Source organism: Haladaptatus cibarius D43 (assembly GCF_000710615.1).
GTDB classification, from domain to species: Archaea; Halobacteriota; Halobacteria; order Halobacteriales; family Haladaptataceae; genus Haladaptatus; species Haladaptatus cibarius.
Window position 1 is genome coordinate 47,767 of sequence record NZ_JDTH01000002.1, and the last position, 15,135, is coordinate 62,901.

Annotated in this window: 19 protein-coding genes; 10 read left to right on the top strand and 9 right to left on the bottom strand. The window is 59.0% G+C overall.

Annotated elements, in window-relative coordinates:
• Positions 1–118: 118 nt before the first annotated feature.
• Both HL45_RS20745 and HL45_RS05415 read right to left on the bottom strand, forming a co-directional pair.
• Entirely contained in the window at positions 119–271 is a 153-nt protein-coding gene (locus HL45_RS20745; protein WP_158413664.1) for a hypothetical protein, read from the bottom strand.
• 37 nt (positions 272–308) lie between these two features.
• The gene (locus tag HL45_RS05415; RefSeq protein ID WP_049970136.1) at positions 309–710 is read right to left on the bottom strand and encodes an acyl-CoA thioesterase; all 402 of its coding nucleotides are present in this window, start codon (positions 708–710) and stop codon (positions 309–311) included.
• Between the two features lie 109 nt (positions 711–819).
• Here HL45_RS05415 and HL45_RS05420 point away from each other — a divergent pair, with 109 nt between their 5' ends.
• The gene (locus HL45_RS05420) at positions 820–1,014 is read left to right on the top strand and encodes a hypothetical protein (protein ID WP_049970137.1); all 195 of its coding nucleotides are present in this window, start codon (positions 820–822) and stop codon (positions 1,012–1,014) included.
• A 9-nt stretch (positions 1,015–1,023) separates the two neighbouring features.
• On the opposite strand, the gene HL45_RS05425 is transcribed toward HL45_RS05420, so the two are convergent.
• Complete coding sequence (locus HL45_RS05425) at positions 1,024–1,374, bottom strand: glyoxalase/bleomycin resistance/dioxygenase family protein (RefSeq protein WP_049970138.1); 351 nt, start codon at positions 1,372–1,374, stop codon at positions 1,024–1,026.
• A 69-nt stretch (positions 1,375–1,443) separates the two neighbouring features.
• The gene (locus HL45_RS05430; protein ID WP_049970139.1) at positions 1,444–1,647 is read right to left on the bottom strand and encodes a TOBE domain-containing protein; all 204 of its coding nucleotides are present in this window, start codon (positions 1,645–1,647) and stop codon (positions 1,444–1,446) included.
• Between the two features lie 117 nt (positions 1,648–1,764).
• Here HL45_RS05430 and HL45_RS05435 point away from each other — a divergent pair, with 117 nt between their 5' ends.
• Both HL45_RS05435 and HL45_RS05440 read left to right on the top strand, forming a co-directional pair.
• Positions 1,765–2,274, top strand: a complete 510-nt coding sequence (locus HL45_RS05435) for a helix-turn-helix domain-containing protein (protein ID WP_049970140.1) — start codon at positions 1,765–1,767, stop codon at positions 2,272–2,274.
• Positions 2,275–2,323: 49 nt separating this feature from the next.
• Positions 2,324–3,622, top strand: coding sequence for a serine-tRNA(Ala) deacylase AlaX (locus HL45_RS05440; RefSeq protein ID WP_049970141.1), 1,299 nt, complete (start codon positions 2,324–2,326; stop codon positions 3,620–3,622).
• Positions 3,623–3,637: 15 nt separating this feature from the next.
• On the opposite strand, the gene HL45_RS05445 is transcribed toward HL45_RS05440, so the two are convergent.
• The gene (locus HL45_RS05445) at positions 3,638–5,635 is read right to left on the bottom strand and encodes a prolyl oligopeptidase family serine peptidase (protein WP_049970142.1); all 1,998 of its coding nucleotides are present in this window, start codon (positions 5,633–5,635) and stop codon (positions 3,638–3,640) included.
• Positions 5,636–5,760: 125 nt separating this feature from the next.
• On the opposite strand from HL45_RS05445, the gene HL45_RS05450 reads away from it, so the two are divergent.
• The 3 genes from HL45_RS05450 to HL45_RS05460 all read left to right on the top strand — a co-directional run bounded on the left by HL45_RS05450 (position 5,761) and on the right by HL45_RS05460 (position 7,936).
• Entirely contained in the window at positions 5,761–6,885 is a 1,125-nt protein-coding gene (locus HL45_RS05450; RefSeq protein WP_049970143.1) for an acyl-CoA dehydrogenase family protein, read from the top strand.
• A gap of 60 nt (positions 6,886–6,945) precedes the next feature.
• Positions 6,946–7,350 carry a hypothetical protein gene (locus HL45_RS05455; RefSeq protein WP_049970144.1) on the top strand — a complete coding sequence of 135 codons (405 nt, stop codon included), beginning with the start codon at positions 6,946–6,948 and terminating at the stop codon, positions 7,348–7,350.
• 67 nt (positions 7,351–7,417) lie between these two features.
• Positions 7,418–7,936 (top strand): HAD family hydrolase, encoded by a 519-nt coding sequence (locus HL45_RS05460; protein WP_049970145.1) that lies wholly within the window; start codon positions 7,418–7,420, stop codon positions 7,934–7,936.
• A gap of 41 nt (positions 7,937–7,977) precedes the next feature.
• On the opposite strand, the gene HL45_RS05465 is transcribed toward HL45_RS05460, so the two are convergent.
• Both HL45_RS05465 and HL45_RS05470 read right to left on the bottom strand, forming a co-directional pair.
• Positions 7,978–8,628, bottom strand: coding sequence for a helix-turn-helix domain-containing protein (locus tag HL45_RS05465; protein ID WP_049970146.1), 651 nt, complete (start codon positions 8,626–8,628; stop codon positions 7,978–7,980).
• Positions 8,629–8,877: 249 nt separating this feature from the next.
• Positions 8,878–9,120 carry a DUF5822 domain-containing protein gene (locus HL45_RS05470; RefSeq protein WP_049970147.1) on the bottom strand — a complete coding sequence of 81 codons (243 nt, stop codon included), beginning with the start codon at positions 9,118–9,120 and terminating at the stop codon, positions 8,878–8,880.
• Between the two features lie 130 nt (positions 9,121–9,250).
• Between HL45_RS05470 and panB the strand changes: the two genes are divergently transcribed.
• The gene (panB, locus tag HL45_RS05475) at positions 9,251–10,060 is read left to right on the top strand and encodes a 3-methyl-2-oxobutanoate hydroxymethyltransferase (RefSeq protein WP_049970148.1); all 810 of its coding nucleotides are present in this window, start codon (positions 9,251–9,253) and stop codon (positions 10,058–10,060) included.
• Positions 10,061–10,089: 29 nt separating this feature from the next.
• Here the strand turns inward: panB and HL45_RS05480 are convergent, their stop codons facing one another.
• A complete protein-coding gene (locus tag HL45_RS05480) occupies positions 10,090–10,866 on the bottom strand; it encodes an alpha/beta fold hydrolase (protein ID WP_049971912.1) in 777 nt (258 codons plus the stop codon).
• A gap of 171 nt (positions 10,867–11,037) precedes the next feature.
• Between HL45_RS05480 and HL45_RS05485 the strand changes: the two genes are divergently transcribed.
• A complete protein-coding gene (locus HL45_RS05485) occupies positions 11,038–11,280 on the top strand; it encodes a DUF7127 family protein (protein ID WP_049970149.1) in 243 nt (80 codons plus the stop codon).
• A complete protein-coding gene (locus tag HL45_RS05490; protein WP_049970150.1) occupies positions 11,277–13,541 on the top strand; it encodes a CDC48 family AAA ATPase in 2,265 nt (754 codons plus the stop codon). The genes HL45_RS05485 and HL45_RS05490 overlap by 4 nt, the downstream gene beginning before the upstream one ends.
• 298 nt (positions 13,542–13,839) lie before the next feature.
• On the opposite strand, the gene HL45_RS05495 is transcribed toward HL45_RS05490, so the two are convergent.
• The gene (locus HL45_RS05495) at positions 13,840–14,856 is read right to left on the bottom strand and encodes a sodium:calcium antiporter (RefSeq protein WP_049970151.1); all 1,017 of its coding nucleotides are present in this window, start codon (positions 14,854–14,856) and stop codon (positions 13,840–13,842) included.
• Between the two features lie 89 nt (positions 14,857–14,945).
• Between HL45_RS05495 and HL45_RS05500 the strand changes: the two genes are divergently transcribed.
• Entirely contained in the window at positions 14,946–15,128 is a 183-nt protein-coding gene (locus tag HL45_RS05500) for a hypothetical protein (protein WP_049970152.1), read from the top strand.
• Positions 15,129–15,135 lie beyond the last annotated feature (7 nt).

Here is a 15,135-nt window from a genome sequence, read left to right on the forward strand (position 1 = left end):
CTTCGAGGACATCACCCACGCACAATCCTACTGAAACAACATTCACCAGCGATTGCTGGTGAGCGTTGTCCGTATTTGTACCGACCAGCAACTGCTGGTTGATTTCTTTTACACTGACTCAAAGACGAATAGAGGCGTAGCCACGCGTCTGGAGTCGGGTTAGTTCACCCACTCCCGAAGAAACGGTTTCGACGCCCGCGACGAGGTTTTGCACTTTCGCAATCGAGCGTTCGGCGGCCTCGGGCGTCGAGACGTGAAAAACGGTATTCATGCTAGATGATGACAACCGGGTAAAAAAGCGATTTCGGTTAGCAGTCTTCGTGCGTGATTATTCTGTCGCGCAGTTCGGACGGAATCGAGCGAGGTTCGCCGGTATCCCTGTCGATGGCGACCTGCACGACTTCGGCAGTGGCGGCCACATCGTCTCCCGCGCGGATTTCGTGTTTCATCGTGATGCTCGATTCGCCGAGTTCCGTGACCGCCATGGCGACGGTCACCTCGTCTTCGGGCGTTATCGACCGGCGGTAGTCGATTTCGAGATGCGCGATGACGCCGCTGATTTCGTTCAGTGGAATCCCGATAACGTCCCGAAAATAGTCGATTCGCGCCTGTTCGAGGTACGTCGCGTACACCGCGTTGTTGACGTGGCCCATCGTGTCAAAGTCGCTGTACCGCGTTTCGACCTTGGTGGTGTAGCCGAACTCGTCCATGCAAACCGTAACCGGAAGCGGGTAAATCGGTCTGTTGGTTCGGCGCGAATCTGTGTACCTTCGGTGATTCGAAAAATGTGTGTGCTTCAAATGAGTATATCAGTCAAGAATGTCTTCCAACTCCAAAGATCGAATTTTCATCGCCGGACTCGGAGTTATCGCGCTTGCCGCGCTACTGTATAGCTTTTTGATTATCGGGAATATTTTGGCGTGGTTCGGTGCGATTGTTCCGTTCGTATTCTTGTATCTCATGTGGCGACTGGTTCTGGCAGTCGAACGAATCGCCGACGCGGTGGAAAAATAACTCCTCCATTCACACCGATTCAGTTTCGTGGTCGAACGTCTGCACTTCGACGGCTCGCCCTTCCGGGTCGTCCGCGAAGAAGTGATAGATGTCGTACTCCGGGTTCGCATTTGGTTCCTCGCGTGCACAGTCCGCCAGTTCTTCGTACCGCGAATCGACACCCGCGCGGTCGTCGGTGATGAAGGTCAAAATTCCATCCGTGTCTGCCGAGTCACGCGCGCAGAATCCGAACAGCATGTTGTCGTATTTCAGAATCGTACAGTCGGTTTGTTCGAGCCACACGTCCGCACCGAGTCGATCGGTGTAGAATTCGACGGTTTCCGCGCGATTTTCGCTGGCGAAAAAGATGATTCCACTCATATTTCGAACGACACGACGCGCTGAAAAAGCGTTTTCGTCCGCGTTTGATTTTCGCCACTCCCCACTCGATCAGTCCGACCGAACCATCACGTCGGTCGCTTTGACCACCGCAGTCAGTTCCATTCCTTCTTCTATTTCGAGATTTTCGACCGATTCGCGGGTGATGACCGCGGTTATCGTCTCGCCGTTTACGTCGATTGTAACCTCGGCGGTCACGTCACCGGTTTGGAGTTCTACTACCTCTCCCGTCAGTCGGTTTCGTGCGCTTAGCATCCAAATTCCCCCGGCAAGGAGACGACGACGCCGAGAATAAACGTTCGGGCGCGTTTCCGCGACTTTGCTCCGGAATGTAAACGCGATATTGAAATGTGGCCCCTCCCTAACAGGTGTATGGCTAAATATTCGACCGGGAACTCCTCCGGCGGCGGTAGCAGCGGTTCCTGTGAACTCTGCGGGAAAGCGACCGATTCGCTGACCGAGGCGAGTGTCGCGGGCGCGCAGTTGTCCGTCTGCGAGAACTGTGCGAGCCACAACGACGCGGCACAGCCCACGAAAACCGAGAACCGAGAACCCAGCGAACAGGACAGAAAGCGCCGGGCCGCCCAGCGGACGGCGCGGATGGATGACGCCCGAAAGGGCGACTCCCGCCACTGGGAGGAAGAGGGGACGAACTACGACAGCGACCCTCTACCGTACCTCGTCTCCAACTATGGCGACAACGTCGTGGAAGCGCGACAGGACGCGGGCCTTCAGCGCGAGGAACTCGCCGACGAACTCGACATTCCGGAAAAACACCTTCTCGCGGTCGAACAGAACCGGGCAAACCGGGCGGGCGTCGGCGGATCGGTCATCGAAGCGTTGGAAGACCACCTCGACGTGACGCTCTCGGAATCGGCGTAGGGTTTGAATCGGCGGAGCGTTTTTGTCCGCCGGTTTCGGAGAACGGAGTATGACTCGCGCGCCAGCGGAACCCTATCGAACGCGCTTCGAAACGACTGTCGAACGACGAGACGGGCGCGACGTGGTTCTCTCGGAGACGTATTTTTACGCCGAAAGCGGCGGTCAACCCGCCGACAGAGGAACCCTCGGTGGCGTTCCGGTCGTTGACGTACAGAAACACGACGGAGAAGTGGTTCACACGCTCGGAACGAAAATCGAGTCCGGAGTCGAAATGGAATCCGAGTCGGGAACTAAAACGAAAGCCGACTCAGGAGCCGAAATCGCGGCCGAATCCGGATCGAACCCGGATTCGGCCGCCAGCCCGGAGTTCGAAGCGGGTGATACCATCGTCGGGCAGATAGACGAAGCCTTCCGAACTTATTGCATGCGAGCGCACACCGCAAGCCACGCCCTCTACGGTGCTGGTCGGGGAATTTTGGACGACCTCGGCTACGGTGGCTTCGACATCGGCGAGGAGAAAATTCGCGTCGATTTCGAAACCTCGACGGACATCGACGACGAAATTCTCGTGGAACTCGAACGCCTGACGAACCGCGCGGTTTGGGATTCGCTTCCGGTGTCGTGGGAAGAAATCCCGAAGGAAGAAGCGATGCAACGCGAGGACATCGCGTTCAACACCAAAACGGAGGAGGGCGTCCTGAGCGATTCCGAGATGGTTCGAGTCGTGGAAATAGAGCAGTGGGACGTGGCGGCCTGCGGCGGAACACACGTCGAAAATACGCACGAAATCGGCCCGGTTACCATGCTTTCACGGTCGAACCCCGGCGAGGGATTGACTCGGGTTGAGTTCGCCGTCGGCCCGCCAGCAATCCAACAGCAAGCGGACGAAAAATCCTCGGCGCTCGATTCGGCGCGAATCGCGGGGACGAGTGTCGAAGATTTGCCCGAGGAAATCGATAGACTCACCGACGAACTCGACAGCCTCGAAAGCGAACTGGCGGACGCGAAATCCACACTCGTTGGCGAGAAAATAGAGGAGTTGGCGGACGAGACGACATCCCGAAACGGCAGTGAGTGGCTGGTCGGCACCATCGACGGCGTCGGCCCGAACGAACTCGCAGACCGCGTCCGGGAACTTGCAGGCGATGCGGCGGACGTGGTCGCACTCACAGGAAAAGACGGCGCGACGTTCCTCGTGGTTGGTGCAGACGGCGACATTTCCGCAGGTGACGTGATAGACGAGGTAACCGCCGAGTTCGGCGGCGGTGGCGGCGGCAGTTCGGCGTTTGCGCAGGGTGGCGGACTGTCGGCTGAACCGGAAGATGTAGTTTCGTTTTTGCGTGAATAGTGCCCGAAACCGGTGTTAGATTGCTAACTGCTCGAAAAAGAACGACCATTCGTCCAGCTTTTCTCGCACGACCATCTCCGTCGGCTTTCCGGTTCCGTGGCCCGTATTCTGTTCTTCGCGGAGCAAAACCGGTCGGTCTGCGGTGTTCAGTCCCTGCATTCGCGCGGTCATTTTTCGAGCGTGAAATGGATGCACCCGACTGTCGCCTTCGGCGGTTTTGAACAGCACCGCGGGATACTCCCGTTCTTCGACGTTGTGATATGGCGAGTACTCGCGGATGTACTCGAAATCGTCCGGGTCGTCGGGCGACCCGTACTCGGAAGTCCACGACGCGCCGAGCAGGAAGTTGTGGAACCGGAGCATGTCGAGCAAGGGAACGGCACAGAGACAGGCCGAAAATAGGTCTGGACGCTGAGTAAGCGTCGCCCCGACAGTTAGCCCGCCGTTGCTTCGGCCTTCGATTCCGAGACGTTCGGGTCGGGTATAGCCTCGCTCTGCGAGGTACTCCGCCCCCGCGATGAAATCGTCGAAGGTGTTCTGCTTTCGTTCCTTTCGCGCGGCGTGGTGCCATTCCTCGCCGAACTCGCCGCCGCCGCGAACGTTTGCGACGGCGAAGACGCCGCCCCGTTCGACGAACGGAATCGTGTACTGCCGGAAGGTCGGGGACTGACTGAGGTCGAATCCACCGTAGCCGTAGAGAACTGTCGGGTTGTCGCCGTCCAGTTCGACTCCGGCGTGGACGATGAACATCGGAACTTCCGTACCGTCCTTCGACTCGTACCACTCCTGTTCGACTTCGAGGTCAGCGTCGATGGACACCGCCGGTCGGTCGATTTCTGTCAGGCCGTCGCCGACGACGTACCGATAAACTGTCGGCGGTTGGTCGAACGACTGAAACCGGAAGAAGCACTCGCCGCTTTCGCGCACGCCATGCAATCCGTCGATGGAACCGGTTCCGGGCAAGGAAACGTCCTCGACGTGGTCGCCGTCAAGGGTGAACACCGAGAGTTCGGAAATTGCATTGCGTTCGTACTGCACGACGAGATGGTCGCCCGCGATGGCGAACTTCCACAGAATCGCTTCTTTCTCCGGAATCACCGATTCAAGGTCGTTCGGGGTGCGGTCGCCTCCGTCGAAATTTGTTCGTGCGATTCGGTAGTTCGGGGCGTCAGCGCTCGTCCGGAAGAAAACCCGGTCGTCGTGAATTTGCGGGTCGAAAATCGCGTCTTCGCCCACGACGAGCGGCTCGAACTCCCCGTTTTGCTCGTAGTACACGTCAGTTCGTTCCCAGTCGCGCATGAGCGCAGCGACGGCGTGCTCGCCGTCGCCGCCAGTATGGAGGCGTCCCCACGTTTGGTCGTCGAGTTCGATTGCGAACTCGTGGTCGTCGCCGTCATCACCGAGTCGGTGGTAGGCAAGCGACTTGTCGAGTTGCCCCTCCTCGTCCAGCGTTCCGGTTCGACCGTAGTAAAATCCGGTTTCGTCCCACGCAAAGGAGAACTCGCCGCTTCGTCCGACGTCTCGGAGTTCGTCCACGAGGCCACCGGTTTCGCTATCGATGACGCGAATATCGTACTGCTCGGTGCCACCCTCCATGACGCCATAGGCGACGAGCGACCCGTCAGGTGACGGGACGAACCAGTTTATCGTCAGCGTGCCGTCGTCGCTCCACTCGTTCGGGTCGGCGAGGACGCGACGCTCGCCATCGAACACGTCCCGACTCGACAGAACTGGCAGGTCGTCGTCCGGAAACGACACTCGCTGAAAGTAGCCTCCGGAAGTGGGTTTAATCGGGAAGAACTCCGCGATTTCTGCGAGAGCTTCGAATTGTGGTCTGAGTTCGTCGCGTGCCGTCGTCTGAAGATGGGAGTCGGCGTATTCGTTCTGGGTGGAAATCCATTTCTGCACTGCCCCGTCGTCACCTTCCAGCCACCGATACGGGTCGGAAATATCCTCGCCGTGCATCGTCTCGCTGGTTTCCCGTCTTTCGGTTTTCGGAGGGTCTGTTGACATACTGTCACTCGTCACGGAGGAAACTAATACGTTGTCGGGAACCGGCAACGCGTCGAGGATGCTGAAATGTATCCCTGTGTCACGGAAAACGGGTATCTTTTTCCCCCGGCACTCGAAGAACCGCCATGAACCTCTCCCCGGAACAACGGGCCATTCGTGACGTGGTTCGGGAATTCGCTGTCGAGGAAATCCAGCCGACTGCGGCGGACTGTGACGAGAACGAAGAATTCCCCGAGGACGTGTGGAACGGACTCGCAGAACTCGATTTGACGGGCATGACGGTGCCCGAGGAGTACGGCGGCATCGACGTGGACAAGATGACCTACAGCATCGCCAACGAGCAAGTCGCCTACGGCGCGCTGTCGGTGGCCACGGCGCTGTCGGTTCACTGCCTTGCAACGTCCTGTCTCGCGGAGTTCGGCGACGAAGAGCAAAAAGAACGCTGGCTTCCCGAGATGGCCGAGGGACGACCTGTCGGTGCGTTCGCGCTGTCGGAATCCGAAGCCGGGTCGAACCCGGCGGAGATGTCCACCGAGGCGCGAAAGGAGGGCGACGAGTACGTCATCAACGGCAAAAAACAGTGGATTACGAACGGCAAGCGCGCCGACGTGATCGTCCTGTTCGCTAAAACCGACCGGGACGACCCGCGAAGCGTCACGCAGTTCGTGGTTCCGAAGGACGCTGGCGTCGAAGTCGGGAAGAAAGAGGAGAAACTCGGTCTGCGCGCGAGCGACACGACGAGTCTCATTTTCGACGACGTGCGGATTCCCGCCAACTACCGACTCACCGAAGAGGGCAAGGGACTTTCCGCCGCACTGCACATTCTGACCGGCGGCCGTATCGGCATCGCCAGTCAGTCGGTCGGACTCTCGCAGGCCGCACTCGACCAAGCCATCGACTACGCCGAGGAGCGCGAGCAGTTCGGCAAGCCGATTGCCGACATCCAAACTATTCGGCACAAGTTCGCGGACATGCAGACGAAACTACAGGCAGGGCGTCTGCTGACTCGGGATGCCGCCCGACTCGCGGACGCTGGCGAGGAACACCAGATGGCGGCGAGCATGGCGAAGTATTTCGCCAGCGAGTCCGCCGTCGAAATCACGAACGAGGCGGTGCAGATTCACGGCGGCTACGGCTACACGACGGATTTCGATGTGGAACGCCTCTACCGCGATTCGAAAATCACGACCATCTACGAGGGAACCTCCGAGATTCAAAAGAAGGTCATCGCCCGCAATCTGCTGGGCTAACCCCATAGATTTATGCCACATCGCCGGGATGGCTGATTCGATACCCAGTTTCGTGATTCGATGACTATCTCCAACCGTTCATCCCTCGTCTCCTTCGATGTCGATTCGGCAGTCTCTGCGCTTCAAAACGCGGCGGGCGATTCTGTTCACCTCTGCGTCGAGTACGACACCGAGAATTTCAACACCCTGTATGCCGACCAGATGACCCTCGATTTGTACGACAGCGAACGGGAAATGGTAGACCACTTCGAGGAAGTCCTCTCCTACGTCCACGTCGATTTCATGGAAAAAGACCTCTTCGAGGAGGTGTTCCGCGATGCGGGCAGCGTCCGTTCGTTTGCTACCTTCATGGATCACGTCATCCTCGTTCGGGTGCTCGTCGGCGAAGAGGGACTATTTTTCACGGTTGACACGGATTCCGACGTGACGGCGCTGGTCGAGACAGTGGAAGAGGTAATCGAGTAATCAGACCGAACAACCGAGTGGTTCACCGACCGAAGTCCCTTTGCGCCCGACCTTCCTACAGCAACCTGTGACTGACGACGTTGCAGCGGTGGTGTACGACCTCGATGGAACGCTCGTGCAACTCATCGTGAACTGGAAAGCGGTGGCACAGGACGTAGCGATGGAACTGGAAACTCACGGCGTCGATGCGAGCGACGCCGACCTCTGGCGGATGCTCGATTTAGCCGACGAGGCGAATGTCCGGCGAGAAATCGAGACGATAATCGGCCAGCACGAACGTGATGGCGCGCGACGTTCGACTCGCCTCCCGCACGCGGACGAACTGCTTTCCCGTGATGTTCCCGTCGGCGTGTGTTCGCTGAACTGTGAATCGGCCTGCCACGTCGGCCTCGAAACGCACGGACTTGCGAGACACGTCGATGCCGTCGTCGGACGGGATTCGGTTTCAACGCGAAAGCCCCATCCGGAACCGCTGCGTGCGACCCTACGGGAACTCGGTGTGGATGGAAACGCCGTTTTCGTCGGGGATTCGCGTCGGGACGAACTGACCGCAGAACGCGCTGGCATCGCCTTCGAATACGTCTAAGCGGGTTCGGCCCAGCGGCTTTCCGTTCGATTCCTGCTCGACTACTGACCGCCAGCGAGCGTATTTTTCACGAGATTCTCGTGACCGCGGCGTAGTCGCTCCGAGAGGGATTGATGTGTCACACCGAGTTCACCAGCGAGCGTTTTCGCGGAGACTTCCCGCGGAACGGAGTAGTAGCCCCGGTCGTGGGCGAGTTGAAGTGTCTGTCGTTGACTTTGGGTCAGACCGAACTGGCCGGGTCGTTTCTGTGTGAACTCCTGAATCGTGTTGATTTCGAGGTCGATTCCTCGGGTTTCACAATGTTCGTAGGTACGAGCGAGTGCGTCGTGGTCACCGAACAAAATCCGGAGATTCCACGTATCTTTTTTTCCGGTTGCGGTGAGAATCGCTCCCTGTTCTTCCACGAGGATTTGCACGAGGGCGTCGATTTTGGTGACCCACTCCAACTGGTAGAGACATTCAGTGTCGAACTCGGCGATGAGTTGGAAATTTCTCACGCTATCGTCGGTGAGGAGGGCGGATTCGACGGCTTCATGGTCGCTGGTGCCTGCCCAGACGAACGGCAGCAGCCGATTTCGACTGTGTGCCACGACCTGTTCGATGTCGAACCGGGTAGTGTCGAGCTTTTGAAGGGTTCGTTGGAGGGCGAACGTATCGGCGGGAAACGTCACCTCAGCAATCGTTCCCGTCATACCCCTTCTCACGCGTTCTCATTGATACCGTTATTGGCCGATTTCAGATAAATAAGCTGTACGATAGTGGAATCAAATTCCATTCAACGGTACTTTTTCGGGGGTGGCGGCGTGGACGCGCTAATAGAGAATTCCCACTCGAACCAACAAGTCCGTGGCGTATCGTATCGTCGAATGTGGCCATTTCAGTCCGGTTCGTCGTTTTCTGCCCCTTCGTCGTGTTTTTCGTTCCTGACGGATTTCGGCGTTTTAGTCCGCCTGCTGGCGACGAGCGTAGAAAAACACGCAAATCGCGGTGACGAACCACACGATTGCGCCGATGCGAACCGCGAAGGAGACGCGCGACGCCCACGTCGGCAGCGACACACCCGAGAAAAACGCGATGAGTGCGACGAGTGGCGCACCGATGACGATGGTGGTGACGAAGGTGACCTGCATCACCCACCCGTAATCGACGCCGTCCGGACTGTAGGTTTCGACTGGTTCGGGCACAGATAAACGCGAGAACCGGGTGGGCTTAAGAGTTATCAGGTCTGGTCAGCAGGCCGAGTAAGGCGGCCAATTTCCGGTTAATCCGTGGCCGACCGCGGAGGTTAAGCCCTCCGAACAAGGAGTTCGAGGTATGCCAACGGTGAGGGATATTCGCGCCAAGGCGGGCGAAGCGCCGATTACGATGCTCACGGCCTACGACGCGCCGACAGCCGAAATCGTGGACGACGCCGACATCGACATGATACTCGTCGGGGACAGCATGGGCAACGCAGTGTTGGGATACGATTCCACGCTTCCCGTCACGGTTGACGAGGTTGCGAGTCGAACCGGGGCCGTTGCCCGCGGTGTTGAAGATGCACTGGTCATCGCCGATTTGCCATTCTTGAGTTTCGGCTTCGATACGAAGACGGCGGTCGAACACGCAGGTCGAATGGTAAAAGAGGAAGGTGCAAACGCCGTCAAAATCGAGAGCGGAAGCCACACCGTGGAGCTAACCGAAACGCTCTCACAAATCGGTATTCCGGTGATGGCCCACCTCGGGCTGACGCCACAGCACGTCAACCAGTCGGGATACGCCCGACAGGGAACGTCGCAGGAGTCCGCAGAGGGAATGCTCGAACTCGCCAGAGAACACGAGGAAGCGGGCGCGTTCTCGCTCGTCCTCGAACACGTTCCGGCGAACCTGGCGGAAACCATCACGGAAGAACTCGACATCCCGACCATCGGAATCGGTGCCGGGCCACACACGGACGGGCAGGTGCTCGTCATCACCGACGCAGTCGGATTGGGCGACTGGAGTCCATCGTTCTCGAAGCAGTTCGGCGACGTTCGAGGCGAAATGGAACGTGCGGTTTCCGCGTACCGCGACGAAGTCGAATCCGGCGAGTTCCCGGCGGACGAACACTCGCACGTCGAAGAAAATCTGGACGACGTGTACTGATTCGGTGAAATCGTTCTGACTTTCCCCTTCTACCGAACGCCTTCCAAAAACCGCGTCAGCGTTCCGTTGAACGCCTCCGGCGTTTCGAGCATAGTTAGATGCGCGGTTCCTTCGATTTCGACGTACTGGCCGTCGATGACGTTGTCGGCCAGATATTTGTGATATCGTGGCGGCGTGAGCATGTCGTGCTCGCCGACGACGGCGAGCGTCGGGGCGACGATTCCGTTCAACTGGTCGCGCACGTCGAAAGTGTGACAGGAGTGAAAATCACGACTCGTCACTCGCCGTCCGACTTCGTACATCGACTCTTTCGAAAGTTCGACGTAGCGGTCGTCTGGGTCGTGAAATAGGCGGTCGCCGTCGTGTAAAAATTCGACGGCGCGGTCGAAATCCGATTCGAGCCAGATGAGTAAATCGTCGAGTACGGCCAGTTTTGCGCCGGTTCCGACGAGTGCGAGGGCGTCGGGTTCGAAGTCGCGGTCGAGGACGAGGTGCATGACGATTGCGCCGCCGAGCGAGTTGCCGACGAGGGTTTTCGCTCCGGTTTCCTCGGCGACGGCCAGCACGTCGTCGGAGTAGGCCGAGATGGTGCTCCAGCCGGGGTCTGCCTCCACGTCTTCGGAGTCGCCGTGGCCACTCAAATCAAGTGCGACGACGGGGAACGAAGAAGCGAGGCGGGCGAGTTGAGCTTTCCAGAGTTCGTGTGTGCCGCCGCTTCCGTGGACGAACAGCACCGGGTCGCCCTCACCACCACGGTCTACGATGCGATAAGCTGTCGTCCGGTCGTGGTGTGTGACTGTTTCCATGTCGTATGTCTCACGCGCGTAGAGCATAAAGTTCCGGACGAATACGCGGCGATTTCGGACGCAAATCGATGGAACCGCATTTCCACCGTTTGTTCGGTAATCGATGTACTGTAGCACCCTCTCCAGCGAAAGACTTAAATGTCTTCGAACCTAACCAGAGGTTAGCTAACCATGACACTCGAACGTATCACACAGCAGAGTGGCAGCATCTCCCGTCGCTACAGCTACGACGATGGAGATGTCGTCGTCGCCGACTTCGGCACTGCAGACGTTTCGGTAGACGTGCTCGAAGACGTGGCAATCGTCGTCGTCGAGGAAGATGACGATGAGTTCCAGACGGAAATCGACCTGCCAACCGGAGGGGCAGAAGTGTTAATCAACAACGGAATCCTAACCATAACGGAGGGACGATGAAACTAACTGTCAAACCGTTGAAGCAGAAGGACGCGGGCCGCGGACTCGCGGCGGTTGACCGACGTTCTATGGAGGAACTTGGCGTCGAGAACGGCGACTACATCGTTATCGAGGGCCGCGGACAGGATCGTGCGGTCGCGCGAGTCTGGCCCGGCTACCCCGAAGACGAGGGTCGCGGTATCATCCGCATCGACGGAAAGCTCCGACAAGAGGCTGGTGTCGGCATCGACGACAAGGTCAGTATTGAGAAAGCCGACGTCAAACCGGCGAACAAGGTCACCATCGCGCTCCCGCAGAACCTTCAGATTCGCGGGAACATCGCGCCACACATCCGGGACAAGTTGAGCGGACAGGCGATTACGCAGGGACAGGCGATTCCGTTCGGTTTCGGCCTGATGGGAATGGGTTCCGGCCAATCCATCCCGCTCAAAGTCGCCAGCACCGACCCCGAGGGAACCGTCGTCGTGACGGACTCCACCGAAATCCAAATTAGCGAACGCCCTGCCGAAGAAATCGCGGCCGGAGCAGGCGGTGGCGGTGGACAGGCGCGACCCGACGTGACCTACGAGGACATCGGCGGCTTGGAGCGCGAACTCGAACAGGTTCGGGAGATGATAGAACTACCGATGCGACACCCAGAACTGTTCAGTCGCCTCGGCATCGACCCGCCGAAAGGTGTGTTGCTCCACGGGCCGCCCGGAACCGGGAAAACCCTGATGGCGAAGGCCGTCGCCAACGAAATCGACGCCTACTTCCGAACCATCTCGGGGCCGGAAATCATGTCGAAATACTACGGCGAGTCCGAAGAGCAACTAAGAGAGGTGTTCGAGGAGGCAGAACAGAACTCCCCGGCCATCATCTTCATCGACGAAATCGACTCCATCGCGCCGAAACGCGAGGAGGCAGGCGGCGACGTGGAACGCCGTGTCGTCGCGCAACTCCTGTCGCTGATGGACGGACTCGAAGAACGCGGTGAAGTGACGGTTATCGCCGCCACGAACCGCGTGGATGCGGTTGACCCCGCGCTCCGCCGTGGCGGTCGGTTCGACCGCGAAATTGAAATCGGCGTGCCAGACCGCGACGGTCGCCTCGAAATCATGCAGGTTCACACGCGCGGGATGCCCCTCGCGGACAGCATCGATTTGGAGGAGTACGCCGACAACACCCACGGGTTCGTCGGTGCCGACCTCGAATCGCTCGCTCGCGAATCCGCAATGAACGCGCTCCGCCGCGTCCGCCCCGAACTCGACCTCGATTCGGAGGAAATTCCAGCCGACGTGTTGGAGGCACTGAAGGTCACGGAACGAGACTTCAAGGAAGCGCTGAAAGGTATCGAACCCTCGGCGCTCCGCGAGGTCTTTGTGGAAGTGCCCGACGTGTCGTGGCAGGACGTGGGCGGTTTGGAGGACACGAAAGAACGCCTCCGCGAAACCATCCAGTGGCCGCTCGACTACCCCGAGGTGTTCGAATCACTGGACATGCAGGCCGCGAAAGGCGTCCTGATGTACGGGCCGCCCGGAACCGGGAAAACGCTCATGGCGAAAGCCGTCGCCAACGAAAGCGACAGCAACTTCATCTCGATTAAAGGCCCCGAACTGCTGTCGAAGTGGGTCGGCGAGTCCGAGAAGGGCGTCCGAGAAGTGTTCAGCAAAGCCCGCGAGAACGCCCCGACCGTGGTGTTCTTCGATGAAATCGACTCCATCGCCACGGAGCGCGGCCGCGACGGCGGCGGTGGCTCACAGGTCAGCGAACGCGTCGTCTCGCAGATGCTGACCGAACTCGACGGCCTCGAAGAACTCGAAGACGTGGTGGTCATCGCCACCTCGAACCGCCCCGACCTCATCGACTCGGCGCTCCTGCGTCCGGGTCGCCTCGACAGACACGTCCACGTGCCCGTCCCTGACGAGGATGCGCGCCTGGCCATCTTCGAGGTTCACACCCGGAACAAGCCGCTGGCCGACGACGTTGACTTGGACTCGCTGGCGCGGAAAACCGACGGCTACGTCGGTGCCGACATCGAGGCCGTCTGCCGGGAAGCGGCGATGGCCGCGAGCAGAGAGTTCATCCAGAGCGTCTCGCCCGAGGACATCGGCGAAAGCGTCGGCAACGTCCGCATCACCGCCGACCACTTCGAGAACGCGCTGGACGAGGTGACGCCGAGCGTCACCGAGGAAACCAAGGAACGCTACGAGGAAATCGAAGAACGGTTCGACAGCGCCGAACCCGAGACGGAAGAGCAGTTGGGTCGCACCTTCCAATAGCACCTTTTGCTGTGTGAGCGCGGCAACGCCGCGCTCACTGGCAAAATCTGCACCAAAAGCCTCCTCCTTCCCCACGGTCAGTCGTCGCCCCGGAAAATCGCAGATTTTCCGGTGAATAAACTGGCCCTCGGCGGTTGCGTCGATTGCTGTTTTGATAGCTTGTGCAGAGGGCCGTTTTGGTAGTTCGTGGAGACTGCTGTTTTTGATAGTCAGTAAAAATGCTGTTTTTCGCGGTTGTGTCACTAGCCTACCGCTTTCCCGTCGCTTCGCGCCGGAATCGCTGGCGACAGTTCGGTTGTCACGCCCCCGGAACAAGGTTCGTCACGCCTGCGGTTTCGAAGACCATCCAGACCAAAAACAGTCCGTAGACGCCGAGCAGGCCCCACGATTCGTTCTTTGTGAGCGTGAGTTCCGTTCGAAGGAAGCCGAACACGACGACGGTTGCGAGGGTGAGAAAGCCCATCATCGGCACCGTCACCGCGAAGTCGATGTCTGCGGAACCGGCGATGAGCACGCCCGCCGGAACCGCCACGAGGAGGTCGAAAACGTTGCTTCCGAACACGTTTGCGAGACTCGTCACGCCGTTGCTTTCGCGGGCGGCACGAACGCTGACCAGCGTGTCGGGGAGACTGGTTCCGGCGGCGATGACCGTCAAACCCCAAATGAAGTTCGGGGTGTTGAACAGTTCCCCGAAGCCGAGGGCGGCCTCAACGAGTCCTTCGACTGCCACGGCGATGAGAATCAGACTGGCGAGCAGCATGAGCCATTCGCGGGCGGGATTGATATCCTCGGGCGCGTCCTCGGCGTCGTGGTCTTGGGTGTCCTGATACTGCGTGAAGACGTAGACCCCGTAGAAGGCAATCGGGATGAGCGCGAGTTGCCACGTCACTGTCCCACCGAGTCGCATATCCGCGACTGGGTAGTAGATGACCGCCATTGCGAAGGTGATGATGAGCACCGAAACGGCAATCATGTAGAACTGCGCCTCCTTGTAGACGACCGAGCGGTCGGCTTTCACGCCGTCCGAGAAGATGCCCGACAGTGCTGGAATGACGAGCAGGTTGAAGATTGCCGACCCGACGATGGCGCTCACCCCCAAATCGAACGTTCCGTGACGCCACGTCGAGATGACGACGCTCGCCAATTCCGGGAAACTCGACCCGATTGCGACGACGATAGCACCCTGCACGATTGCGGGCAGGCCGTAATAGGCCGATAATCGCTTGCTCGACTGTTCGAGCCAACTGCTTGCCTTCCAGATGGCGACCGTAGCGATGACAGCGAGGATGGAGTACTCTGCGACTTCGACGAGCATTCGGCTGGACGTTTACAGTGTCGCACGATAAAACGGGGCTGTCTCGTTCTTTCTCAGAATTTTTACAGGTCGTCCGAAAAGAACTTGTCATGTCCTCCCAATCGAGGCCGCTTGAGTACGCTGACGTGGTCGCGTTCGTCGTCGCTCTCGCTGGCTTCACCGTCCACGGTTGGGTGCGCTCCGACGGTGTTTACGACACCGGAACGACGATGCTCGGTGCGTTTGGCCTCGTCGTAACTGTCGTCCTCACGATACAAGTCTGGCTTCGATAGGACGCTT